Consider the following 26,591-nt stretch of genomic DNA (forward strand, 5'->3'; position numbering starts at 1 on the left):
AATTTTCAAAGTGATATGTAGCTAGATTGCCAAATATAGTCATGGACGGAGGTGATTTTTATGGCAGATGAAAAGGAACCCAAGAAAACACGGCCTACAAAGCGTAGATCAAAGAAAAACAATCAAGGTAAAGATGAGCCGGTCGCGGGTGGCCCCCGCGCTCCAGGCGAGCGGAATCCTGCCGATATTCATCGCGAGTATGTTGAACAACATAAAGGTGGAGGGGCACCGCCCACCAGGCAGGCTTATGATGCCGCCATGAATCAGTGGCGTAAGCTTCCCGGTGCAATCATTGGTGTTCCCCGCGATGTGCAACCTGACGAAGAGCGACTAGAGGAGCAGCCAGTCGATCAGGAGGATGAGCCTGACGAGGACGAGGAGGAAAAGTCATCATGACGGTAAATGGCACCGTGTGGGCCCCTATCGGTCCAAGCCCAATGACGGGTAGTACACGTCAGGATAATGGTCTAGTGACCGCCATCGCGGTCAATCCGAACGATGAGGATGTTATCTATATCGGGACGGCTGGAGGTGGAGTCTGGCGAACGAACGATGGCGGTTCTAACTGGATACCACTTTTTGATCGTCAAGTTGCTCTAGGTATTGGCAGTATCGCAATCGATCCAGCCGATACAGATGTCATTTATGTCGGTACAAGTACGCGGGTTGGCTTTCAACCTTCGGCAGGATTATTTAGGTCTTCCGACGGTGGCGCAACTTGGATCAGCCTTGGCTCAGGCTTCCCTGATGGCAATGTTGGGAATGTAACGCAGTTCATAACCCAAGATATCAATGTCATCATTATTGACCCTGCAAATAGCAACATACTCTATATAGGTACAAATAATGGCCTCTTTACATCAACCGATGGGGGATTCAATTGGACGCGCGGCACAAATGGCAACGGTAATGCCAGGACCTTAGTTCTTGACCCAACCTCACCAACTGGAAACCGGATTCTCTATGCGGGAATAACGAATATAGGAATTGTTCAGTCAACAGACGGTGGCACGACGTGGAATCAGGTTCTCAATGCAGCGACACCAGTGGTTGCTGCTGCCGTTGGCCCTGCTCCCGCACGTTTTACTAAGGTTCTTGTTGACATTGCACCACCAACTTCTCCACCAAACCCAAATGGCATTCAGGTTCTGTACGCCTCAATGACGGGAAGCCAGGGTGCACCCGATCCGGTCGGAGTATTTGCCAGCACGGACCAGGGTACAACTTGGACGCAACAGACAGCAACGAACCTGCCAGGCAATACTCAAGGTGGGTACAGTTCCCATTTAGCTGTCGATCCTGCATCGCCTGGAGATGGTGTCAATGATATTCTTTACTGCGGGTCGGTTGGGCAGGCGAGGTCCACAGACTCCGGGAACAACTTTACCACTCTAAATGGTCTACATGCCGATACTCAGGCGTGGGCTTTTATTCCCAAAACTGCACCGACACCTACTGTTGTGCTGAGCGGTACCGATGGTGGTCTTGCCAGTTCCACAGATAACGGTGCGAACTGGACTTACCACAATGCCGGTGGTATACAGACTGGGCTTTTTTACAATCTTGATCTTAAACGAGATGCAACTGCTAGCGTCTCGCTTGGGGCATTGCAGGATAATCAAATCCAGACAACTATTGGTGCCGCCGCCCCTAGTTGGCTTCCTGTGCAAGGTGGAGATGGGTGGGATGTCGTCTATGATGGAACGATAGTCAGTCAGGTTTATTGCACGAGCGGGTTCTGGAATCCTGCGCCCTGTACCCGCGTCTTTCGCTCAGCCGATGACGGAGCCACCTGGCCTTTTGCGAACGAGATTACCCCGTGGGTAGCACCCCCAAACCCAAGCGCCAGCGATGCCGGTTGTTATCTGGCACCTCTTGCAGCCGACCCGAGTAATGGTGGTACGCTGTATGTTGGTGGTAGCCAGAATGTCTGGCAGAGTCAGGATTCCGGAGCTAACTGGCGTATCGTTTTGCCAGTAGCTGGTGTGCCAAGACATATTACAGTATCAAGTGACGACGGAAATAATGTTGCCATTGCGGTTGGTACACAGGTTTTTGTATCAACGAACGCGTTAGCGGCGACAGTGGGTGGTCCAGCCGGTGTCACTTTCGCGAATATCACTCGGAATCTCCCAAATCGCAATATTCTACGTCTAGCCTTCGATCCGAATGATCCTACAGTTCTTTATGCGGTACTTGGTGGCTTCAATGGGGTCGGGGCTGGTCAACAGGGTCATGTTTTCCGAACAACAATTGCAGGTACTGCCTGGACTGATATTTCGCCAGCGGTTGATGTACCATTCGGTGCCTTGGCTGTTGACGGTACAACAGTGCCGACCACGCTTTACGTTGGAAATGATTTTGGCGTTCTGCGATCTGTTGATCGTGGCGTTACCTGGACAATTGTCGATGATATACACTTTCCAAGGGTTCCCGTAACAGATCTGGTTTTCCAGGCTGACGCAGGTGTCTTGCGTGCTGCCACATATGGCCGTGGTGTCTTTGAACTGATGAACCCCGACGGGCCAGCGATCTCAGTTAATCCTGAGAAAGGTTTGGCATTTGGAACTGTTTGCGATGTTGAATATCTGAATGTCACTATCTACAATGTGGGGCAGCAAGACCTCGTTATATCAAGCATTCAGCGCATCCTAGGTTCTACGGCAATCTCTGTACTCGCGCAGCCATCGACCCCTGTTACCATAGCACCGGGGGAGCATCTTGATTTTACAGTTCGGTTCGACCCAACCTCTGCTGGCAGCCATACTGCTATCGTCCGAATTGTTAGCAACGATCCTGTTGCCCCACATGTTGATCTGGAAGTTACCGGAGTTGTTGGTGCCCCATCACTGGAATTAATCGTTCCACATGATGGCTTCCTAGGCTATTCTTGCGTCGGCGAGTTCCTTGACAGCTCGTTAATTATCAACAATCACGGTGATTGCCTAGGGGTTATTAATTCTATCACATCGTCTAATCCTGTTTTTGAGGTTGGTTCTGTCAGCTTCTTCCCACTCTCTGTTGCTCCTGGTGCCTCCATTGAGATTCCACTTCGATTCCGTTCCAATGTGTTCGGTCTAGCCAATACAACTATTTCGGTGTTTAGTGATGATCCCGGTGGTGTCCAAAGCGTAAACGTCTCAGCAACCGCACGCAAACCGCGACTTGTGACAATCATCCCCGATGCAGGTGACTTCGGAAAATCGTGTCTTGAAGAGTTTGTTGATCGACCTTTGACTCTAAGTAACAGTGGCGACTGCGATCTGATTATCAGCAATATTGTTTCATCTTCGGGGGATTTCATAGTTGCCAACGTTCATGCATATCCGCTCGTAATTGCCCCGGGTGACGAGATTATTATTTTGATTCGTTTCCAACCGACTGCCCTTGGTGGTCGAATCGGAATGATTACAATTACATCAAACGATCCGACAAGTCCGCACGAAGTTCAGGTTAGTGGCTTCGTTGGTGCCGGGAAACTTGCGATTACGGGTTCATCCCATTTTGGCGAGGTTGAATATGGAACTCGTGCCCTTCAGCATCTCACCCTCGTCAATGTTGGCGACTGCGACCTTACAATCAAGCGAGCCAAGTTGAAAAAAGATAAATTAGGGCGATGCTCGAATCTTTGTCTGCTTCGGACACCATTTCCTGTTACGCTTCCCCCCGGAGCATCTATTGATATTGTTTTGCAGTTTTATGCAACGTGTGATTGTCCATGTCGGCGAAAGCTCATTATTCGCAGCGATGATCCTCGTAGGCCAAAACGAAAGATCATTGTATCTGGACGTACTCGGCCGACGCTGAAAGCTGCTCTTTATTGTTGGATGGCAGAGTCGGTAAGTTCGCTTCTCCGCACTGCGGCTAACGTTCCGGCAGCACCAAGGGACGACTGTATAGATTAGAAGGGTTGGTATTTTAACTTGTGAGATTGCTGAATGAGCCAGCCTGCGGAATGAACATTTAGCTTGTCACCAGGGGCAATCGGCTGGGGGGATGATTGATGCGAGAACGGGTACTGATAGACGGCCGTTTCCCAATCATCTTCGCCTAAATCCCAACTTTGCTGCCACTGTGCCTGGTGGTTGAAGGCTTGCACGTTTGTGTGCGCACGGCCGTTCTGGACTAACTTTTGCACCACCCCAATCCGGTTGGGAGCAAAGGTGAGGGCAGCTTGAGTGACGTGGCTGTGCGGGGGTTGGGTGATGGGCAACAGCCGTTCCGTGCCGTCTGGGCCGATGGTGAAGAAGCGATGCTGGGTGAAAACGCGGTGGAACCCGGCGATGCGGTCGCTGTACGGATCGCCAAAGAGTTGGGTTTGGGCGCGGTGGGCCGTGCCGATGGGTTCTTCGAGATAGCTGCCTCGCTTTACCGTGCCGCGCATAATCCAGCCGCCGCTGATGCGGTAAAGGTGATGGGGTGTGGTGGCAAATACGGCCGAATCCCGAAACATCGCCGTTTCCAAAAGCGTGACCTGCCGGGGCTGCGCCGCGTGGATGTCTAGCAGCAAAAGCTGGGGACCGTGGGGAGGATTAACCACCAGAAAATCGTGGCCGCTGGATGGGGTGAACGCGCCAAAGCGGTAGCCAGGTCGCCCGTCAAACAGGGGCGTGTCGCTGAGGACGCCGCCGATGCCTGCCCGCACCAGCCGATATTGCACCCCTTGCCGGTAGATAATGAGAAGACGGCCGTTCGGCTGCCCAAAAACCGCCTCAATGAACCCATCGACTTGCAGCAAGGTGCGCGGGCCGCTGCCGCTGGTGGGTTTGGCAGGCGCGGGTGTGAGGTGGCTGCAGGCAGGGCAGCCGCGCCGGTTGGCGGGAAAATCGAGGCCGCAGTGGGGGCAGGGGCGCAAAGTTTGGGCATATTGCTGCAGGAGATTGGCGGGAAACGGCCGTCGCTGCCCGGAGGCAAATGTTTGGTGCAGATGGTGCAGCAAGTCGTCGGAGAGGGTTTCGGGCGGGCGGGCGTTGGGTGGCAGGGTGACGCCTGCATCGAACAGGCTGATGCCCGCTTTGGCCCGCGCCTGAATCGTTTTGTGCTGCCGGTGAACACCACCGTATGGATGCACCCGGAGCAAATTTTTCACCAGCAAAACAGTGTAGGCATACCAATCGGTGAGGGGGGTGAAATACGGCCGTTCGCCAAAGTTTGTTACGTGGTAGAGGGTAGGATCCAAAAAGGTAGGCATGGCTACCGGGCAGGGAAAACTGCCGAACTGGTAGCTGTCTACATCAATCCAGAACGTCTCGCTGCCGTTGGGGGCGGGCGGCGTGAAGAAAATGTTTGTCTCGTTCAGGTCGCCCACCACGATTTGCAGTTGGTGCAAGCGGCTAAGCGTTTGGTGCAGCCGCTGGAGCAGGGGGATGATCTGCCCGGTGTGCAGGGCGTGCTGCTGCCAAAAATTGGGCTGGCTGAGTCGCTTCATCGGCTGGGCGTGGGCGGGCAGTCGTGCCATTTGCAGGCCAACAATTTGGCCTGATTGGTCATGGACGGGGGCGCAGGGAGCCAACACATCAGGTGGCAGCGGCCAACGCTGGGCAAACCAGTGGCGTAGCTTGGCCTGGTGGGCGGGGGTGGGCTGATGGTAGAGCTTTACGGCCGTATTCCCCAAGCCAAACACCATTCCCTCACCCCCAGACTGAATCAGGTCGGCGGCATCGAGTTGGTAATGCTGATTTTGGATGAAGATTGTGTGGGTCATGTTTGGGAGATTAGAGATCGGAGATCGGAGATTAGATAAATCTCCGATCTCCAATCTCCTCGTTGTGCCAAACAGCCACCGCGCCATCATCATCAAACTGGCTGCGCTGCTGGGCCTGGACGTTGAGCCACCGCTGCAAAATCAATGCCGAACGAGGTTCATTGAGTTGCTCAAGTAAAGGCGTTGACCAGCCATCGGTGGCTACGGCGAGCCAGCACACAGTTTGCGGCTGGGGGACAAAGGCGATGTGAAAGTTGTTGATTGTGGGTTCTGGCTGGAGCAGTTGGTAGGCCAGATAGTCGGGTTGGTTATTGCTGGGAAGCGGTTGAATACGGCCGTCGGCCACCAAAAAGCCATCTCCTTGCCAAAAGAAAACGGCCGTTTCTCGGGTGCGAATAAAGCCAACGAGCGTGGTGAGTAGATGGGTGGCAATAAATTGGCGGCGGGCAGGTTCGGGAAAATGGACGGTGAGATGGTGCAAAAACGTGAGCGTTGCCAGGTGCAAATTGGCCAGCATCATTTCTAATGTTTCGGTGCAGGGGAGAGCAGCGAAGCTGCTTAATTTTTGCTTGAGAAAGTCGCGGGCAAACTGCCCCAGCAGGTTTGAGCCAGTTTCGTTGCGGGAGGGTTTGGTACGGCCGTTCCCCATAAACTTACTGCCGCAGCCATCACAAACCAGGCCGATGGCGATGTGTGGGGCGGGGCTGGCCGTGGCGGCAAAATCCTGGCAGTTGTGCTGCCGCAGGCGGTGGGCGCGGCCTAAAATAGTGGCGTGACTAAGCATCGATTTCCCTTTAGGATACTAAGTGTAGTAACAACACGAAATATAATAGTGTGTTTCTGACACTTTGTCAAGCCTGAATTATTCGAAGCAAAAGTTGGGCAGGCTGCCACAGAATGGCGAGCAACCGACCGTTTCCCATCTGCTTGAAAACTGCAAAGATAAAACTATTTAGTGTACAATTGGGGTCATTAAAGGGTCAATACACTGGCAAAGCCAAGATTTGCCTTGCTAGTTTGCCAAAAAGGAAGCCCAATATGAACCTAAATCATCTGCTAAGACGAGCGTTTATACTGCTTTTGTTATTGCTGCTTGGTTGCGGGGGTGATCAGTCGGGTCAGCCTGTGTCAGACAGCACAGACAGCCCGCCGCTGTCTGAAAATACGCCAGAGACGGAAACGGAAACGGCCGTTGCTGACCCGCCAACCACCGAACCCACCTTGGAAACAGAGGCAGCCCCTTCTGCTTCCCCAACCCCCGAACCCGCCCTAGAAACAGAAACGTCCGCCTACGACGACATCGACGACTTTTTTGACGCCTCCTACAGCGCCCTGCTGCTGCGCGACCCTGAATTGATCAGCGAAATTGGCTTAGATGCCGTTTACGGTACCGGCAACAACCAGCTTACCGACATTTCTGACGCCTACATCCGCGAAACCCAGGCCCTGGAAGTGCAAATCCTGGCCCAGCTGCGCAGCTTTGACCGCGCCAGCCTGACGCCAGAGCAGCAGCTTTCGTATGATATTTACGAGTTTTTTCTGGCCGACCGCGTGGCGGGGCATGAATTTATGTACCACAACTATCCGGTCACGTTCTTTATCACCAGCGTGCCGTCTCAGCTAGAGACCTTTATGACCGACCTGCATCCAATTGCCAATTTGGCCGACGCTGAGGGGTATATTTCCCGCTTGTCGCAGGTGGGCAGTAAATTTGACCAGCTTTTGGAAGGGTTGCGCATTCGGGAAGAGATGAACATCATTCCGCCTCGCTTTATCTTTCAATGGACGCTCCCCGGCTTGCGCCAGATTGCCAATGGAGCACCGCGCAGCACCCCGTTTTACACCGCCTTTGAAGCAAGATTGGACGAGGTGGGCAGTATTTCTGACGAGGAAAAGGCGCGAATGTTGGCAACGGCCGAAACTGAAATCGAACAAATCGTTATTCCTGCTTACGGCAAATTGGTGGACTACCTGGTTGAACTGGAAAATAAAGCCACCACCGCTGAGGGCGTGTGGAAGCTGCCAGACGGCGACGATTTTTACGCTTACACGCTGCAACACCACACCACCACCAACATGACGGCCGACGAAATCCACGAGCTGGGTTGGCAAGAGCTGGAGCGCATTCAAGCCGAGATGCGGCTGATTTTTGACGAGCTGGGCTATCCAGATGAGCCGCTGCCGCAGCTTTACGAGCGCGTGGCGCAAGAGAGCGGCTTCCTCAGCGACAACGCCATTTTGGCAGAGTACGAAGCCCTCATTGCCGAAGCGGCGCAAAACGTGGCAGACGCTTTTGACCTGACGCCGCAGGCGGATGTGGTGGTGATTGGCGTGGAGAGTGGTGGGTATTACATACGGCCGTCAGTCGATGGATCGCGACCGGGGGCATTTTACGCCTCTGCCTTTGGCACCGAACCCCGCTTTGCCATGCCCACGCTGGCCTACCACGAAGCCATCCCCGGCCACCATTTCCAACTGGCCATCATGCAAGAGTTGCCCAACCTGCCCGCGTTCCGCAATGGGGCCAGCTTTACCGCCTATGTGGAAGGCTGGGCGCTTTATGCGGAGCTTTTGGCGGCTGAATTGGGGTTTTATGAAGATGATCCTTATGGCGATTTGGGGCGTTTGCAGGGGGAGGCGTTTCGGGCGGCGCGACTGGTGGTCGATGCCGGTATTCACGCCAAGCAATGGAACTTTAACGAAGCCGTCACCTTCATGCGCGACAACACCGGTTTGCCAGAGCGCATGGTGCAGGGGCAGATTGCCCGCTACATCATTTGGCCGGGGCAAGCCACCGCCTACAAAGTAGGCATGATTGAAATCGTAAACCTGCGGCAGCAGGCGATGGAGGCGTTGGGCGACGAATTTGACATCAAAGCATTTCACAATGTGGTGATTGGTCAGGGAAGTTTGCCGCTGGGGATTTTGGAAACGGCCGTTGAGGAATGGCTAGCGAATGAAAATTGAGGTTTTCATCTTACGCAACGTAGATTTCAGAAGACTGGTTTTTCTTCGGTATTGAACAAATCGCCAGGAAGACTTTTGGAATTTTTTTCAGGATGAGAAGCAACGACAGGGCGGCTGGCCAGCCGCCCTGTCGTTGGAGCATTATTACGGTTTGATCACCAATGGCAGGTAAATTTCAGATGTGGTGTTGACCGTAACCGCGCCGCTAACGCGCTCGATACTGATTTGCAATGATGAAGTGGCGAAATCACGGCCAACCAGATCGTTGAACTCAGCATCTGCCAGAAGCAGCGGTACGTTGGTTGTCTCCACATCCTCTGTCAATTGCAGCGTTATTTCCACCAGCGCGCTGTCAATTGCAGACGGCACATCGCCAATTAAGCCAATGACCAGCACGCCAGTCCCGTCATCGTAATATTCCAGGGTAAAGTCAGCAGCGGCATCCATCACGGTCACTGATTCTATGTTGGCAATAACGGCCGTATCGTACACAATCGTAAACCTGCCGCCCGCCCAATCAGACAATCCTTCAGCCCGCAGAGCCGTCGTCACGCTTTCTCCAGGTTTGCCTGCAATATCATCCAGGCGGAGTGTGACGCTGCCGCTGTTTTGCTGGGTTCTGGCGGCGGGCAACGAAGGCCACTGGCCATGAACAGCCCGATAGAAGATCATGGTGGCATCCCCGACATCAATACGGCCGTTGCCATTCACATCACCGGCCCGTAGCTGATCGGCCGTGGCCGTGAGCCGGTTCACGGCAATGCGCAAAGCAATGTAGGCATCGACCGTTTCCACCACGCCATTGCCGTTTAAGTCACCCAGGACAAAGCTGCCATCCACAACCAGTGAGCCATCTTCCAGATTGAGCGGAATCGGGTTGCTTAGATCGTCTGGTGCGTAAATGGTAGAGCCACCCAGGCCGCTTATGAAGTCCCGCAGATCAAGCATCGAGGTGTCTCCGGGGTTGCCCAGCACGCGGAACTCCAGCCAGAACAGCGAGCCATCGCCAAACAGGGTGGGCGGATTCGTGGAGAGTGCGCCGATTTGCGCTCTGGCAAAGTCTGGCTTCCCATCCACAGCAGCAATGGCGTATGACCAAATGTAGCCATCGGTGAGCGGCGTCGCCGTGACCCCAAGCGGTTCCAGGACGGTGGCATCAAACTCCACCCAGATGTCTGCGGCGGCCATTTGCAGCCCCTCGGCGTTGCGAATGTTCACTGGCACAATGACCGTACCGCCGGGCATTGCCGAGACTTCTGGAATCCACAGCGTCGTTTCGCCATAGACGGCACACGCCATGTTAGACACAGCCAGGGTGCTACCATCCGCTTTTAATCCTTCTACCTGGAAGCAAACGGTTTCGCCGGGGGTAAGCGTATCGTCCTCATAAAAGTAGGTGGTTCTATTTACTGTGGCGATAGGCGTCCAGGTGCTGCTGTCCACGCCGTTGTCTCCCAGCAACAGGCGATAGTTGGCTAAATTGGGCAGATTGGCCACGTTCCACTTGAGCATGATGGTGGCATAGCCGCCTTCGGCATCAAGCTGAATGGTTTCAGGAGCGGCAATGGTGAGCGTTACCGGAATCAGTTGCGAACCGTTGACTGCATTAGCAGACGAGACCGTAATTAAACCTGTGTAGGTCCCTGGGGCCAGCGTGGCGGGATCAATGGTGAGCTGAACTGTGGCGGGTGCCGTGCCGGAGTTCGCGGAAAGCGTCAGCCAGGATGCGTTGGCAACGGTCGTCCAGCTCAAGCTGCCCGTTCCTGTGTTCATAATGTCGAGTGATCGCGTAAACGCGGGATCGCCCACCAGGGCAGACAGGCTTAAACTGCTGGGTGAAACTGCCAAGACAGGGGAGGTGGCGGGCCAGGCAGCCGTAGTGGTGGCAACGGCCGTTGCCACCGCCCCTTGCGTGCTGCTGACCTGAATTTCGGTTGTTAGCTGCCCAGTGAAACTGTCCACCACGTTGACCGTGAAGGAACGCTGCCAAACGTCGGCAGGGGCGTCAAGGTCTGCTGTCCAACTTGTGGGGCCACTGTACGTTGCCTGGGGTGGCAAAATGGCCTGAACGGTTGCGTTTAACGGAAGGCTGCCCGTGTTGGTGACCCACATGGTGTATTGTAGCGGCTCGCCCGGTGTGACAGGGTCTGGCCAGGCCACAACGGCCACTTCAACCAGCGGGCCAACGGCAAACTCATTGGCCCCCATATCAACCGTGCCGTTGATGATTCGGGCATTGCCCTCAAGATCACTTTCTGGCAATCCGGCGACGCTGTTATCACCTGCGTCAATGGCTGGTGAGAGATAGCTGAGCCGGTAATCATCACTGGCAGCGGCTATAAATTGCGGATTGGCAGAGACGTTGCTGTTGAGACCGCCATATTCGCCATCGCCAATGGTAGAATAGTTGACATAACTAACTGAAACATTCAGGTCGTCATTATGTCCCCAAATGATGCTGTTGTAAATGGTGGGACGGCCGTTTCTAACACCGTAAGCCCCATTATCGGCAATGGTGTTGTTGATGAGCGTCGGCTGGTCGAACCGTTCCGACGTGTTGGTGATGAACTGTGCGCCACCGCTGCCGTTATGCACAATGAGGTTATTGAGCAAGGTTGGCCGCGTGGTGGCATCGACCGAAATTTGAATGTAGGTGCCGCTGTGCGAGCGGTCGAAGCCCCAATCGCTGTTGTAGGCAATGAAGTTGTGAGAGATGGTCGAGTTGCAGCGTCCAGCATAATACGTCTGGCACAAAATGCCATCCCCGGCGTTATAGATGATCTCGTTATAGCTAATCTCTGGTGAGCAGCGGGAAAGCCCGCCGCTGCTGCCGCTGCCCTGCGCATAGCAGCGAATGCCAGCTTGCCCGTTGTAGGCAATGCGGTTGTGGCTAATGATTGGGTTAAACGTTGTGCCATTGTAGCCAGCCACGATGTTAATGCCGTACAGCGCATTATTTTCTAGCCAGTTGTTGGTAATAATTGGGTAGGCTCGCTGCGAAGAAACGCCCTGGACAAAAATGCCCTGCTCGTTCTCCGTGAGCCAGTTGCCATCAATGGTGGGCGAGGGGTAGTTGGCCATGCTGCCATCGACGCGCACGCCGTGAACGCCATTGCTGATTTTGAAGCCGCGCAATACGGTTGTTTCGGTGTAAATTGAGGTATTGGGAAAGCGGAAAACGGCTTCTGTGTCAATCCCAGAAACGATAGTAGATTCCCGATTAGCTCCCAGCACGTTGACGCCGGGTTCCATAATGAGTGGGAATGCTTCCCCCAGAGCTTCATCATAGGTTCCAGATGCAACGTAAATTTGCACATCTGGCCCAGTTACCTGGCTAAGGGCGTAGGTGATGGTTTGCCAGGGGTTTGTCTGGCTGCCATCGCCACTGTTGCTGCCGCCTTCGCTGTCTACAAAGTAGGCGGTGGCCGTTGGCGGTTCCACCACGGTGATGTAGCCAATTTGGATGGCTTGGTCTGTGCCGTAGGCGTTGCTGGCGGTAAGGGTGACCGTATACGTGCCGGGTTCTGTGTAAAGATGGGTGTGGGCAACGGCCGTTTCCGTGCTGCTGATCCCGTCGCCATACTCCCACGTGTAGCTGTTGGCAAATTGCGATTCCTGCTGGAAAGTGACCAGCAGCGGCGCGGCCCCAATGCGTGGCAGAGCGGTGAAGCTGGCGATGGGTTCATCGTAAACTGTAATGTAGCTGGTTTTTACGGCCGTATCCGATGCAAAAGGATTGCTGGCAGTCAAAGTCACCGTGTAACTGCCGCCTTGCGTGTACAAATGCGTTGGCGTTGCCGCCGTTGAGCTGTTGCCATCCCCAAAATCCCAAAGGTAGCTGGTAGCTCCGCTAGACAGATTGGCAAAGCCAACCTCCAGCGGCGAGGCACCAAAATCAACAGTTGCTTCAAAGTCAGCAACGGGGATGTCATAAACCGTAATGAGATCGGTTTCCATGAGGCTACTGGAGGCATAGCTGTTGATGGCCGTCAGGCGCACGGTGTATGTGCCGGGGGCATCATATTGATGGATATGGCTGGCCGCATCGTTGCTACTGGTCGTGCCATCCCCATAATCCCAGAAGTAGCTGTCGGCAAAGGTAGACAGATTGGTAAAAGTGACCGTGAGGTTGGCCAGGCCAGCGGTGGGTTCTGCCGTAAAGGCGGGCACTGGCGGATTTTGCACCACAATCAGATTGTTGTGGGTAATCGACTGACTGCCGCCCGGGTTGCTGGCTTGCAGGGAGACAGTGTAGATGCCGGGTTGTGTGTAGATGTGCGTGGGCGAAACGGCCGTACTGCTACTGCCATCCCCAAAATCCCACACGTAGCTTTGACCATTAACCGATTCATTGGTGAAGGCGACGGTTAACGGGGCGGCTCCCTCTGTGGGCGTGGCCGTAAAGGCTGGCACCGGCAGCTCATAGACCGTGATGTAGCCTGAGCGCAGCTGCACGTCGCTGCCATACGCATTGGTTGCGGTAAGGCTGACCGAGTACGTGCCTGGTGTGGTATAGATGTGGGTGTGGGTAACGGCCGTTGTCGTACTCGTCGTGCCATCTCCATAATCCCACACGTAGCTGTCTGCTTCGGTGGAGATGTTGGTAAAAGTGACGGTTAGCGGCGTTATGCCAGCCTGCACATCGGCACTAAAATCCGCTTGCGGAGCCGTATTCACTACAATGTAAGCTGGGCGGCTCAAAACATCGCTGCCGCCAGCATTGCTGGCCGTCAAGGTCACCGTGTAAACGCCAGCCTGCAAATAAAGATGGGATGGATTGAGCGCGGTGCTTGTGCTGCCATCGCCAAAATCCCACAACGTTTCCGTTGCATTTAACGAATAATTGGTAAAGTTGACCAACAACGGCCCGGTGCCGGAGGTGGGTGAGGCCAGGAAGCTGGCAACGGGTTCTGCGTAAACGGTCACGTAGGCAGCTTGGGTAAATGTGTGGCTGCTGTGGGCGTTCATGGCCGTTAAGGTCACATCATACTGCCCTGGTTCTGTGTAAAGATGCGTATGCGTCGCTGATGTGGTTGTGCTAGTCGTGCCATCCCCATACTCCCACACATAGCTGTCGGCTTCTGAAGATAAATTGGTAAATGTGACTTCTAGTGGAGCGGTGCCAGTCTGTGGCGTGGCCGTAAAGTTTGCCACCGCCTGGGGATGAACCGTGATGTAGGCTACTTTTGTCACTGTGTCTGAGCTAACGGGGTTTGATGCCGTTAGGGTAACGGTGTAAACACCTGGCACGAAATAAAGATGAGTCGGCTCGAAGGTAGGGCTGGTGCCGCCGTTGCCATATTCCCATAAGTAGCTGTCGCTGTTTTGGGAGAGATTGGTGAAGTCAACAAATAAGGGGGCGACGCCTTCTAGTGGTGAAGCCGTGAAATCAGCAACGGCCGTTTCATACACGGTTACGTAGGCTGTTTTTGTGGTAGATTCGCTGCCGTAGCTGTTGGTGGCTGTCAGTACGACCGTGTAAGAACCAGGTGCGGTGTACGTGTGACTGTGGGTAGCGTCTGCGGTGGTGCTGGTGGTGCCGTCCCCGTAATCCCACACGTAGCTATCTGCAAATTGCGAAAGGTTCGTAAATTCCACGCTCAGGTTTGGCAACCCAGCCAGCGGCGTGGCTGCAAAGTCTGGTTCGGGCAGATCATAAACTAAAATGTAATCTGGTTTGGTGAGCGAATCTGTGCCGCCAGGGCCAGTGGCTTGCAAGGTGACGGTGTAGCTGCCGCTGGCTGCATATTCATGGTTGGGATGAACGGCCGTACTGCTGCTGCCATCCCCAAAATCCCAAAGATAGCTGTCGGCATCAACTGTGTTGTTGGTGAAGTTGGCGGTAAAGGGGCGTGCGCCCTGGGGCGTAACGGCCGTAAAGTCCACCGTGGGCAATGGGGCAGTGGTGAAACTAATCACCCCGCTGCTGGTCGTCGAAATGCCATCGGTTGCTGTCAGCTCCCAGTAATAGGTGGCATCTGGCTGAAGCGGCTGTTCAGGTGGCACATACGATGTGAACACATTGGTGGCTGCAATCAAGTTGAGCGGATCGTTGCCAAAAGCAACCGTAACCGTCAAGCCACTCGGATCATACCCATACAAAATGCTGTCCCCATCAATATCCTCCACGTCCCAGGTGAGCATCTGATCAATGGAAACATTGGTTGCATTGGCTGGCGGATTGAGATTATCTAGCGTGGGTGCTGTGTTGGGAAATGTGCTATTTTCCACCTGGAGCGTATCCAAATTAAACACGGCGTTGGCAATGCCCTGACCAAATTCGGCATTGTCTGGCCCTTCGCCACCCACAACAGTGTTGCCTTCAAACCGGCTATTGGTAATTTGCACGGTGCCGCTGTAGTTGAACACGCCACCGCCCAAAGCGGCACCGCCACCACCTGCGCCGCCTAAGCCAAAGCCGCCATTGCCGCCTGTACCACCGCCAAAGGCAGACACGCCACCCACACCATTTGGATTTTGGCCACCACCGCCACCGCCGCCAAAGTTGCCATCACGGCCGTTTACATGACCATAATCACCCCCCTGGCCGCCGCCGCCCAGGCCGTTTCGTTCGCCACCGCCCCAGGCACCGCTGCAGCCGCTGCTGCCGCCGTTGCCGCGTGGGCCACCGCGGCAACCGCGGCCACCCGTTACGCTGTTGTCGGTGAAATCGGAATTTACCAAATGCACAGTGCCGCCGTCGTTAAAGAGACCGCCACCAAAGGCACCACCGCCGCCACCGCCGCCCGTACCGTACCCGTGCGAGCCGCCATGCCCCCCGGTAGCGCTATTGTCCGTTATGGTGGTGTTGACAATGTACAGCGTACCATTGCCAGTATGGAAAATGCCGCCGCCCCCGCCAAAAAAGAGGGAGCCTGTGCTAGAGCAAAAAGTTTCGGGGTTGTCGCCCAAGACGGCATTGTCCCGAATAATGCTGTTTTCAATGCGAACTTCATCTGGGCTGCTGTTAAAAATGCCCCCGCCTCGGCCGTCGCTGACGCCTTCATACCCGTTGGTAATGGCTAAATCTGCTACAGTGACCGTGCCAGCAACGATGGTGAAGATACGGCCGTTGCCACCCCCATCCAAAGTGAGCAAAGTTGCATCTGGCCCCTGCACTATCATGTTTGAAGCAATGTCGGGCAATCTATCAGTGAGCAAAATGACGCCATTCAAGCCAGTCAGATCAATCAAATCATCGCCACTCCCAGCGATGCACTCACCGGGATTGCTACCAGATGCGGTATCCAGATTGGCGGCTGTAATTGCTTCACGCAGGGTGCATTGGCCATCATCGGCCACCACATCGGCCACGCTGTTTACCACAATATCGCCGGGTGCTGCGTGAAGTGTTTGCATACTCTGTAGGTTGAGCAGCAAAAAAGTAACTATGAAACTGCCAATAAGAATGGGGAACAAAACGAAGCGCGCTTTGGCTACGGAAAACATCGACTCCTCCAGATTGAAAATGTAACCCAGCCCAAGGGAAAAACAGTAATCTGCCGGTTACCGCTCGTTGCACGAAAAACGATGGTATCCGGTTAATTGAATGGCTCTAAAGTGGAATAAACTGCGACTGGGATTGTTAAGCAAATCACAAAAAGATAGTTATGGTTGCGAATCTGCATTGTTGTGATTTGACCAGGTAAAAGCGGGAAAACGGCTCAGTTTTTGAAAAACTTCTCGCTCCTACACGATGTCGGCAGGCTAACATGATTTGCTTACGAATGGACTTAAATTTATGTGACCGTCAGGCACTGATCTGTGAGAAAGTGGCTAATGCTTGTCTAGCCCCGCATCCCGCGCCTTGATGATGGCTTGGGCGCGGTCGGTGACCTGTAATTTGCTAAAAATGTTGGAGATGTGGTTGCTCACGGTTTTACTGCTGATGTGCAGCCCAGCGGCGATGTCGCTGTTGCTGTGTCCTTGGGCAATCAGGGTGAGCAATTCACGCTCGCGGTCGGTGAGTTCGGGGAAGGGCGTTACGGCCGTTTCCCCACCCCCACGCTGAAAAAAGGTTGTAATGCGGTTGGCGATTTTGGCTCCGAACAGTGCTTGCCCTTCGGCAACGGCCGTTACCGATTGCAGCACCTGCGCCTTATCTGCCCCCTTCAAAATGTAGCCTCGCGCTCCAGCCCGCATCGCGGCAAAAAGCGAATCGTCATCTTCCAGCATCGTCAGCATGATAATGCCGATGTGTGGCTGGTCGGCCAAAATGCGGCGGGTGGCTTCGATCCCGTTCATGTCGGGCATTTGAATATCCATCAGGATGACGTCTGGTGTGGTTGTTTGGGCTTGGTCAATTGCCTCTTGGCCGGTTCCCGCTTCACCGACAACGGCCGTTTCCGCCGCCGCGTTCAACAAAGCTGCCAATCCTTCACGGAACAGCTTATGGTCGTCCACAATCAAAATACGAATCGGTTCCATCATGCTTTCTCTCAGCACAGCAGTTGCTGGATGGCGGCGACAGCGGTTGCCAGACCGTCTTCCTGCCTAATTTTTTCACCAAGTGCGGCGGCTTTTTGGCGCATGGATTGGTCGGAAACGGCCGTGGTCATTGCCACCGCCAGTTTTTCAGCCGTGAGCTTTTTTTGCGGAATGGGGGCAGGCCCCACGCCAAGCACCTGAATACGTTCTCCCCAGTAAAATTGGTCAAACAAAAACGGGGTCAAAATGTTGGGGATACCCGCCCAAAAGCCAAAGCCTGTGGTGCCGGAACCACCGTGGTGTACCACCGCCGCCAATCGCGGAAAGAGCCAGCGGTATGGGGCGTAATCCAGGGCAAACACGGTGGGCGGCAGGTCTTGCTGCCCTAGCCCGGCCCAGCCGCTTTGCAGGATGAGCCGCTGGTTTGTGAGCTGTGCTGCTTGCAAAACCAGTGCCGTCAGCCGCTGCGGATTGCGCACGGCCATGCTCCCAAAGCTAACGAGAATGGGTGGCGGGCCATCTTCCAAAAACCGCACCAATCCGTTGGGCGGGGTCCAATCTGGCTCGTCTGGCAGCCAGTAGCCGGTGAACTGGATTGTGGATTCCCAGTCAGATGGGCGTGGCACAATGTGAGGGCTGAAACCGAGCAGGGTCGGTGTGTGGCCAAGCTGGGAGAAAGCGCCGAGGAACGGCCGTTTACCCAACCCCAAGACCTCCTGCCGCCACCGATTGACTGATTGCCGGAAACCGGACCAGACAAGCTGCTCCGCCAGCAGGTAGGTGAGTGCGTTGTAGCCTGGCAAAAAAGCGGGCCAGCCGGGAAAAGCGACCATCGGAAACAACCGGGTGCGCAGCATAGGAATGACGGCGACATTAATCAGGGGGATTTGCAGCCTCTCGGCGAGGGAACGGCCGTACAAGCTGGCAGGAAGCTGATTCAATATCCCATCAGTCTGCCAGATGTTGGGCTTTGAGAGCAGATCGGTGAGGCCGTCAGCCACCTGCCAAAATGTTTGTCGCAGGGCCCGGTACTGCTTCAAAATATTCTGCCCCGATTCCAAAAGTGCCAGCCCACCGCTGCTGGCCAACAGCACCTCGGCATTTCCCGGCACAGGAGCAAAATCGAGGCCAAACTGGTTCACCAGCGGCCCGAAATTTGCAAAGGTGATGAGCCGCACGCGGAAGCCTGCCTGCTGCAAAGCTGCGCCCAAAACTACGTTGGGGAACACGTCGCCGTGCGAGCCGAGGGCCAAGATAGTGAGATGTTTTGGTACAGGCAAATCCTCTCGCAGGGCCTGCTTAAAGTCCAGAACGGTGGTGGGCGTTATTTTCATGGGCTGGCTGCCTTATTGGGTTGGGAGAGCGGTAGGACGGCCGTAACTTGCATCCCGTGCGCCAAATTCACAATCGTCAACTGCCCACCTAGCTCTTCCGCTCGTTCGCGCATGGATTGCTGCCCAATCCCTGTTGCCGGGACCGTAGCTAAGCCAATGCCGTTATCCGTAACGATCAATTGCAGCATCCGCGTGGGTGCTTCAACAATTTTTAGCGAAAGGTCACAGCGTGTTGCATTGGCATGGCGCACCACATTATTGATCGCTTCCAATGCTATGCGATACGCTGCCACCTCAACTGCTGCCGATAGAGGTGGCAGTTGAGGTGGTTTGGCCGTGAGTGTAAAGGTGGGAAGCGATCCACTGCTCAGTTGTCCAAAATGTGCCTGTAACGCGCCAAGCAAACCAAGTTCATCCAGCGACGGCGGGCGCAGTTGGTACACCAGTTGGCGAATGTTGGCGACGGTCGCTTGATTTTGCATCTTGAGCGATTGTAGCAGTTTGGCTGCGGCTGCTGGGTCTGTTTCAAGCAGGTCAATGGCAGCATCAAGGGCGAACGTTTGGCTGGCGAGCGTCGGGCCAAGCTCGTCGTGCAGGTCGCGGCGAATGCGGCGGCGTTCTTCCTCACGGGTGAGCACGAGCTTTTCGCGGGCGCGTTGCAGGGCGGTGGTGAGCCGTACCGAGTACGCCGCCGCGCCTGTTTGCCCAGCGATGTCCGTCAAAAGCTGCCGCTCTCGCTGGCTAAACGGTTCGCCAGGCGAACGGGGCGAGACGACGAGATAGCCGACGGTTTCATTTTGGTAGCGCAGGGGAAATTCGGCCGTTTCGGCTACCGCTTTGCCCGTAGATGCGCTGGGTAGCCGACCTTGTTCGCTGTCTAGTTCGATGGCGACGTAAGGCAATTTGAGCGTTGTAGCAATCGTGCCCACGACCGATTCCAGCATCGTTTTTGGGGTGGCATTGGTTTGGAGTTGATTGCCGAGCTTAGATAAAACGCGATAGGGATCGTCTCGCTCGCCAAACATCAACCGATTGGCGGCGTGTTGCAGTCGTTCACGCACGGGCTGGAAGAGGACGGCAATCAGCCCTGTGGCCAGCAGGGCAAAGAAAACGTTGCCTTGCGCTTGAAACAAGGTGCCGAGTGCCCCCACTACCAGCACATAGACCGCCACAATCCCCAGCGAGAGACCGCCGTAGACCAGGGTGCGGTTGATAATCACGTCAATCTCCCACAGCCGGTAGCGCAGCAGGGCAAAGCCGATGGTCAGCGGGATAAGGATGGAGGCCATGCCCAGCAGCACCATAGCCAAACCTAGATATACGGCCGTTTGCATCAAGCTAAACCCCATTAGTACAACGATACCAAACAGCCCCAGATTAGCAGCCACAAAGCCTGCAATCACCCACTTCGTCTGCTGCTTTTCTTCCGGCGTGGCAACGCGGCGATAGCGCAGCAGTTGGAAAGCGATCCCCAGAAACACCATGCTGGCAAAAAGCAGCGGTGACCAAATTGTGGTGGCGCGGTGCAGATTAAGCTGCGGGAACGGCAGCCAGAGCAATGTGTAGCCCAGCCAGGTGACGGCCACAGTGCGCGACAAATGGGGGTAAAAACGGCCGTTTGGAAAAAGACACAAAAAGAGAAACGCACTACCAAACAGGCTGGCCTGAAAGAGTGATGTCGGTAGATGCCACGCTGGGTTGAGCAAGGGCAAAAAGAAGATGGTAGGCGTAAAGCCCAGCCCAATTGAAATTAGCATCCACGAGGCCAAAATGCCCATGACGCTGCCCGATTTGCGCCAAAATAGGAAGAGGCCGACGACGACAAAAACGGCCGCTTGCATGTAAGCTGGGATGAGAATGTATCCGTAAAGGCCGCGGTTTTGCACAAAGCTGTTGTGGGTGAGGCCACCCGCCAGCAAAGGAATCGCATCCGCTGGTAGGGCGGGCGGCTGCCAAAAGCTATGCTGTATTTGCGCTGTAAGTCCAGCCCCAAAGAGAACAAGCGCAAGCAGCGTGTTGATGCCCCAGGCAACATGCAGCAGGTTGGCACGCACATTGTGCTGTTTGACGCTAGCCAGATTCGTTTGCGAAGGAGACGGAAATAGCCGATTGACCCAGCCTTGCAGCCATTGGTGAAACGGCCGTATACCCAGAAGCACCAGGGCTGTAGCTACCACAAAGGCGGCTAGACGGCTTTGCGCCCCACTGGCCAAAGCACCGACGCCGCTGACTAGCAGAATGTAAACGGCCGTGATCAACCCCGTCAGGCCACCGTACACCAGCGTCCGGTTGAGTAAAATATCGACATCCCACAGCCGGAAGCGCAAGAGTGACAGGGTGATTGCCGCAGGCAGTGCCAACGCCAACAACAGATAGGGACCGCCTAAGATAAGCGTAAAGCGCACGCGATTTACGGCCGAATTGTTGATATTGGGGTTGCTTATCAGTAGGACGACAACAACAATGGTGAATAAGACCAAAACGGCGAAGCCAAGCAGTACCCATTTCATCTGCTGTTTTTCTAACACGCTGGCGTGACGGCGATAGCGGATCACTTGACCCCAAATGGCGACAGAATACCAGCCCACGCCAGTCAGTAGCCAGATGGCGTCTTGCCAGGTGCGCGTGTTGGGCAACACGGCCGTATCCGCTAGCATCAGCGGCTGGGTGAGCAAGATACCCAAGGCGAAAATGCCCCACAGAATTAACAGCCAGCGCGTCCATTTGGGTTGAAAACGGCCGTTGGGATAGAGGCAAAAAATCGCCATCAAGATAGTTTGAATCATAACCCGCAGTGTGGAAACTGGCGCAGCCCACTGCGGATTGGCAAAATGCAGCCCATCAATGAGCGGCGGAACCAAGCCCAATAGCGTCAGGCTAAGTGCGACGAGCATAGGGAACCAGTCGTTGGCGCGTTTCCAAACGATCAGCCCAGCCACCAACAGCGAACCTGCAACCACCACCAGCTCCAAACTCACAAAGTAAGCGGCAAAAAAGTCGAGCGATAGCCCTAACGTCGCTAACCCAGTGCCGAAATTGTAAACGTCGCTTTGCAACATGCGGTAGCGCAGTGGCGTGGCCACGACGACCAATGTGACAACGGCCGTTGCTACCACAAACCAAATTGTGCGGTAAACGGCCGTTTGCTGCCGAAGATTGATAGTTGGGGATAGTCGTGCTGGCGGTTCCATACTTTCTTTTTGGGCAGGAAAATCAGTTTGCCATTCCGTGATTTATTGTGTTCAAAGCCTCAGGCAAAATAAAGAGGTGCAGATCTACAAAAGGTTTTTGCATTCCAAATCATCAAACGCCGTTAGGGTGTGCTGAATCATTCCCCAGCGGAACCAGTTCCAATCGGGATCGCCACCGTCGCACATATACTCAACCGCCACTGGCACGGTTAGCGCCACGCACAGCCGATAATCTTCGTACAGTTGTTCCCAGCTATAGCCAGACACACCACGTTCGATGAGCGTTTTGTGGTAATGGCGCAAGACAGGCATCTCCAGCTCTCGGCGGCGGTCAATGTCCCAATGCAGCGCAATTAAATAGGCCAAATCGTATGCGCCCAGCCAGGTGGTTAAGCTCCAATCAAATGGTTGTTGATCAATGAGGTAAAGCGGCCCCTTCGACGCACTCAGGGCAGGCTGTTCGCCCACCTTTGGCACTAAAATGTTGCCTTCGTTGGGGTCGCCGTGGATGAGAGTGAAGTCTGTTAGGTCTTGGGCGCGGCTGGCGAGGCGAGCGGGCAGTTTGGCGAAAATTCGGTGAATTAAGGCGGCCCAGTGCGGTTTATATTTTTCACCAAACGTCTCATAGGCGTGGGCAATGCCATCTTCCCCGGCGATGACAAATTCTTTCAGGTGGATGGCATCGTGAAAAGACGCGCCAATTTGTCTGAGACGTGCCTCCCCCCACCAGTGTGCGTGCAGGATGGCAGTTGCCTCGGCGTAGGCTTGCCCGTGCGCCAAATTTGGCTTCAAGCCGTAGGCAGCTTCATGCGTTTCAGACATGTCTGCCAGCAGCAGGTGGTAGCGGTGTTGGGTGGCATCATACGCGCCATCATAGCAACGCACGAGAGGTGCGTCGGGCAAATCAACGTAGTCGCGCATGTAGTAAGTCACTTCGGACGGTAAGAAAAATTCGCCATCGCCTAAATCGGTGTTCACCATTTTGAGGAAGAGGCGCGTGGGGCGTTCGCCCTGCGCATTATCGCTATAGCTCAGGGTCAGCCGTGCGTTTTGAGACCAGTTGCCTGCACCGCCGTCTGATTCAACAGTGGCAACCTGACCCTGGTCTAAAGCGCCAGATTGGGTAAGAACGGCCGTTAACCATTCAACCGATACCTGCTCTAAATCTGTAATCACAGTGGACATGCCCCTATCATACCATGTTCAGCCGCTGTATTTTGGATAGCTGGCCTTGTACCCCACCAAACGGCCGATTGCGCCCAGAACGGCCGTAAACCCCTTTGTCAGCCACACTGGCACGCCAGGAAAATAGCTGTCGGCCAGTGGCGCAACCACCGCCAGTTGCAGCAGGTTGGGCAAACCATTGCGCCCCACTTTGCCATCTTCAGCTAAGCCAAAAACTGTCTCCCAATACGTTTGTAGCTGCCCCGGTGGGCGCACATCGGTGATAAAGCGCAGTTCGCCATTTCCCGCGTTCCAGAAGGTGTGCGGCGTGCCGGGCGGGATATGCACTTGCTCACCCACGCCCAGCAGTCGCCGTTCCCCGTCCAAAATGACCCCAAGCTGACCCTGCACCACCTCAAACCGCTCGCTGCATTCCAAATGAATGTGCAGCGGAATGGCGGGTTCTGTTTCTGGCTGCAAGACACCATACTCAATTTGCAGCAGTTCACCCCCTGTTTCTGCGCCGGTTTGCAAAAAGGTGATGTGGTGTCCGATGGCTGGATTTTTGACTGTTTTGTTCATGATGCGTTCTCTTTAACGGCCGTTACCAAACTTTGCCCTGCCCATTTAGGCGTTGTGAAAAATCGGGGGCTGCCAAAGCCACTCTTGTTTAATATCTGTCGTATCTCGTCTTTAGAATAGATACGGCCGTCGGCAAACAAATAATACATTAGGCTAATGAGCCGCAGCAGCCCACTGATGGCAGAGCCAAACTGCTTCGCCTCTAGCTGGTCAAAAATAGCCACCTGTCCCCCCTGCTTTAGCGCGGCGTGGGCCTTGCGCAGCAACTCAATATTTGTCTCACTATCAAAATGATGAATAAAGTTGAAGAGCAAAATCAGGTCGTATTCCTGCCCCCAATCCACCTGCCAAATGTCTGCGGATTGGAGTTTGATACGGCCGTTTAACCCCACTGCGTCCACATGCTGCCTGGCCGTTTCCAGGGCAATGGCACTGTCAAAAATGGTGGCTTGCAGGTTTGGGTGGGCGCGGCATAAGTGGATGGTGTAGGCACCATGCCCCCCGCCGACGTCCAGCAGCCGCGTCGGCCCAGACGGTAGCTGAACCCGCTTGGCAATCTCTGGGCCATTTAGGTTGGCGTTGCCAAACATCATTTGCTGATGGGCGTGGCTGAGGCCGGGCTGGGTTTCCGTGTATTCGTAAAAGTTGTACGGCCGTTCCCCACTTTGAATCACTGCCGGAGCATGGGGCCACAGGTCTCGTAAAAAGGCATCCCAGCAGGTGATGGCATTGTTTAGATCGAGCATCGTGCCGTCGGTGAACCATTTTTCGGTCATGGCGGTATTGTGGTAACGGCCGTTCTTTTCCACAACATAGCCAATGCCCACCAACGCTTTCAGTAAATGATCGAGACCACGTTCCTGACAGCCTAGCCTTTGTGCCAGCTCAGTGAGGGAGGACGGCCGTTTTTGTAGCGTCTCGAAAAGGTTCAGGTGAACGGCCGTACTCAATGCCTGATACCCTAACGCTCCGGCCAGGTCCAGCATTGGGGTTGGGGCGGCGTTAAGTTTGTAAAAGGCAAATCGCTCAAGTAAATTTGGTTGGATTGGCATTCATGTCTCCGGTCAGATTGGTTAAGTTTCAGGCACTTTACACCGAAATTGCCCCCAGCGTCATGGGGGCCTGCCCCTATTTTTAACGGGAAATCAGTGGCTTTGAGCATCAGGACATGATCATTCTTTGGTAGGCTGTCGCTGGCATTTGCTGCCATTCAGCGATAAAGTACAGGGGAATTTTGGCAATACGGGAATATTGATAGAGATTTTTGGAGAAGTAAGAACGTGACCAATAGTGCCATTGTCACTCAGGAATTGACCAAGCGATACAGCGATGAAGTTTTAGCACTCGCTGGCGTTGATCTGGCGGTGCAGGCCAACACGATTTACGCGCTGCTGGGGCCAAACGGTGCGGGCAAAACCACGACCATTTCTATTCTTACCACCTTGGCCCAGCCCACCGCAGGCACGGCGCTGGTGGCTGGTTTCGATGTGGTGCAGCAGCCTGCGGAGGTGCGCCGCCGCATTGGGGTCACCTTTCAGGAGACAGTGCTGGATGTGGATTTGACTGGGCGGCAGGCTTTGTGGTTCCACGGCCGTTTATACGGCCTCAGCAAAGCCAAATGCAATCAAAAAATTGAGGAGCTGCTGACGCTGGTAGAGCTGGAATCAGCGGCCGATCGGCGCGTGGGTACGTATTCTGGCGGCATGAAGCGGCGGCTGGAGCTGGCGCGCGGTCTCATGACCGAGCCAGAGATTCTTTTCCTCGACGAGCCGACGTTGGGGCTGGATCCGCAAAATCGGGCAGGTATTTGGCATTACATTCGTGATCTCAAAGAGCAGCGGGGCATGACCTTGTTGATGACTACCCATTACATGGACGAGGCAGAGCAGTTGGCAGATTGTGTGGGGATTATTGATAACGGCCGTATCGTCACCGAAGGCACGCCGCAGCAGTTGGTTGAGCAAATGGGAGCCGATGTCTTGCGTTTTCATGGACACGGGCCAGAAGCTGAATTCTTAACACGCATAAACAGTCTGTCTTTTGTAGAAAATGCTGTGCGAACCAATGGGCAACTGCACATCGGCGTGGATTCTGGCAACAAGCGGCTGGTTGAACTGGTGCAAATTGCTGGCGCAACAGGTTTTGTCATCGAAGATATTGCCATCACCAAACCATCACTCGGCGACGTTTTCTTGCAGGTCACTGGCCGTCAGTTCCGCGACGAATAAAGCTGACATAATAACAGTGCCTTGGCGCATAAAGTCTGAACAGGTTTGCTTTGAATTTGTCATTCTGAATGAAGCGCAGCGCAATGAAGAATCCCATTCAACTTGGTTGGGATGCTTCACTTTGTTCAGCATGACAAAGTGAACGTAGGGCAGTCAATATGAACGCATCACTAACCCTTTGGCAAAAATATATGCAAAAATCGCTGGTCCACAAGGAGGAAATCTTTGGATTTCTTATTCAGCCAATTTTGTGGGTGGTGCTGTTTGGCGTGGGCATGCGCAGTTTGTTCAGCGAAATGTTGCCCGGTGAAGGCAGCGACTACATCACCTTCATGCTACCCGGCATTATTGCCCTCACCGCTATCGACGGCTCGATCGGTGGCGGCTCTACCTGGCTAAATGAGCGGCTGCGGGGCATGGTGAAGGAGTATCTGGTTGCGCCAATTCCCCGCCTGAGCATCCTGATGGGCAACGCGCTGGCTATTATCACCCGCTCGGTTGCCCAAGCCTTGCTGATTTTGCTGGTGGGCATTTTGATGGGGGTCGAACTTAGCAGCAATCTGCTGCATTGGCTGATGGGGCTGATTTTTATTTTTGGGTATGGTTTGGGATTTTCTGGCATTGCCCTGGCGTTGGCTTCTAGCACCAGCAGCATGGGCGCGTATCACAGCCTCATCTTCATCCTAAATTTACCCATGCTGTTTTTGAGTAACGCACTTTATCCGTTGTTCGCCTTGCCTGCCTGGATGCGCGTAGCGGCATTGATAAACCCGACAACCTACATTATTTCGGGATTGCGGCAGTCGTTGTTGCAGGCGGACTCACCGCTGGGGCAGACGGAGTTTTTGCCCTTGTGGCTTTGTTTTGTGGTGATAGCTGCCTTTGCCGCGCTGGGGATGGGGCTGGCACTGCGCGCGTTCCAACGTACGGTGCGTTAACTCCTTACCGATACCCTTGAATAATTTGCTGCTAGAATTTGCCAACCAAGATTACC

At 54.5% G+C, this 26,591-nt stretch carries 14 protein-coding genes; 5 read left to right on the forward strand and 9 right to left on the reverse strand.

Features of this window, described 5'->3' with window-relative positions:
- Window positions 1-60 precede the first annotated feature (60 nt).
- Window positions 61-396, forward strand: a complete 336-nt coding sequence (locus ACOQPU_RS03400) for a hypothetical protein (RefSeq protein ID WP_420643723.1) — start codon at window positions 61-63, stop codon at window positions 394-396.
- A complete protein-coding gene (locus ACOQPU_RS03405; protein WP_420643724.1) occupies window positions 393-3,905 on the forward strand; it encodes a choice-of-anchor D domain-containing protein in 3,513 nt (1,170 codons plus the stop codon). The genes ACOQPU_RS03400 and ACOQPU_RS03405 overlap by 4 nt, the downstream gene beginning before the upstream one ends.
- Here ACOQPU_RS03405 and ACOQPU_RS03410 read toward each other — a convergent pair.
- Together ACOQPU_RS03410 and ACOQPU_RS03415 are read right to left on the reverse strand one after the other, a co-directional pair.
- A complete protein-coding gene (locus tag ACOQPU_RS03410; protein ID WP_420643725.1) occupies window positions 3,902-5,704 on the reverse strand; it encodes a hypothetical protein in 1,803 nt (600 codons plus the stop codon). The two genes, ACOQPU_RS03405 and ACOQPU_RS03410, sit on opposite strands and share 4 nt — an antisense overlap.
- A 31-nt stretch (window positions 5,705-5,735) precedes the next feature.
- Window positions 5,736-6,488 carry a protein phosphatase 2C domain-containing protein gene (locus ACOQPU_RS03415; protein WP_420643726.1) on the reverse strand — a complete coding sequence of 251 codons (753 nt, stop codon included), beginning with the start codon at window positions 6,486-6,488 and terminating at the stop codon, window positions 5,736-5,738.
- A gap of 254 nt (window positions 6,489-6,742) precedes the next feature.
- Between ACOQPU_RS03415 and ACOQPU_RS03420 the strand changes: the two genes are divergently transcribed.
- On the forward strand, window positions 6,743-8,671 hold the full coding sequence (locus tag ACOQPU_RS03420) for a DUF885 domain-containing protein (RefSeq protein WP_420643727.1): 1,929 nt from the start codon (window positions 6,743-6,745) through the stop codon (window positions 8,669-8,671).
- A gap of 144 nt (window positions 8,672-8,815) precedes the next feature.
- Here the strand turns inward: ACOQPU_RS03420 and ACOQPU_RS03425 are convergent, their stop codons facing one another.
- From ACOQPU_RS03425 to ACOQPU_RS03455, 7 genes are all read right to left on the reverse strand, one after another.
- A complete protein-coding gene (locus ACOQPU_RS03425) occupies window positions 8,816-16,120 on the reverse strand; it encodes a PKD domain-containing protein (protein WP_420643728.1) in 7,305 nt (2,434 codons plus the stop codon).
- Between the two features lie 327 nt (window positions 16,121-16,447).
- Entirely contained in the window at window positions 16,448-17,101 is a 654-nt protein-coding gene (locus ACOQPU_RS03430; RefSeq protein ID WP_420643729.1) for a response regulator, read from the reverse strand.
- 8 nt (window positions 17,102-17,109) lie between these two features.
- Entirely contained in the window at window positions 17,110-18,432 is a 1,323-nt protein-coding gene (locus tag ACOQPU_RS03435; RefSeq protein WP_420643730.1) for a glycosyltransferase, read from the reverse strand.
- A complete protein-coding gene (locus tag ACOQPU_RS03440) occupies window positions 18,429-21,623 on the reverse strand; it encodes a histidine kinase (protein ID WP_420643731.1) in 3,195 nt (1,064 codons plus the stop codon). The genes ACOQPU_RS03435 and ACOQPU_RS03440 overlap by 4 nt, the downstream gene beginning before the upstream one ends.
- A gap of 84 nt (window positions 21,624-21,707) precedes the next feature.
- Window positions 21,708-22,808, reverse strand: a complete 1,101-nt coding sequence (locus ACOQPU_RS03445) for a hypothetical protein (protein ID WP_420643732.1) — start codon at window positions 22,806-22,808, stop codon at window positions 21,708-21,710.
- A gap of 18 nt (window positions 22,809-22,826) precedes the next feature.
- Window positions 22,827-23,369 (reverse strand): cupin domain-containing protein, encoded by a 543-nt coding sequence (locus ACOQPU_RS03450; protein ID WP_420643733.1) that lies wholly within the window; start codon window positions 23,367-23,369, stop codon window positions 22,827-22,829.
- Window positions 23,366-24,421: a methyltransferase gene (locus ACOQPU_RS03455; protein ID WP_420643734.1), complete on the reverse strand. Its 1,056-nt coding sequence runs from the start codon at window positions 24,419-24,421 to the stop codon at window positions 23,366-23,368. The genes ACOQPU_RS03450 and ACOQPU_RS03455 overlap by 4 nt, the downstream gene beginning before the upstream one ends.
- 228 nt (window positions 24,422-24,649) lie before the next feature.
- Between ACOQPU_RS03455 and ACOQPU_RS03460 the strand changes: the two genes are divergently transcribed.
- Both ACOQPU_RS03460 and ACOQPU_RS03465 read left to right on the forward strand, forming a co-directional pair.
- Window positions 24,650-25,597: an ATP-binding cassette domain-containing protein gene (locus ACOQPU_RS03460; RefSeq protein ID WP_420643735.1), complete on the forward strand. Its 948-nt coding sequence runs from the start codon at window positions 24,650-24,652 to the stop codon at window positions 25,595-25,597.
- A 158-nt stretch (window positions 25,598-25,755) separates the two neighbouring features.
- Window positions 25,756-26,535 (forward strand): ABC transporter permease, encoded by a 780-nt coding sequence (locus ACOQPU_RS03465; RefSeq protein ID WP_420643736.1) that lies wholly within the window; start codon window positions 25,756-25,758, stop codon window positions 26,533-26,535.
- Window positions 26,536-26,591: the final 56 nt, after the last annotated feature.

It is taken from the genome of Candidatus Leptofilum sp. (assembly GCF_965223285.1).
Lineage (GTDB): Bacteria > Chloroflexota > Anaerolineae > Promineifilales > Promineifilaceae > Leptofilum.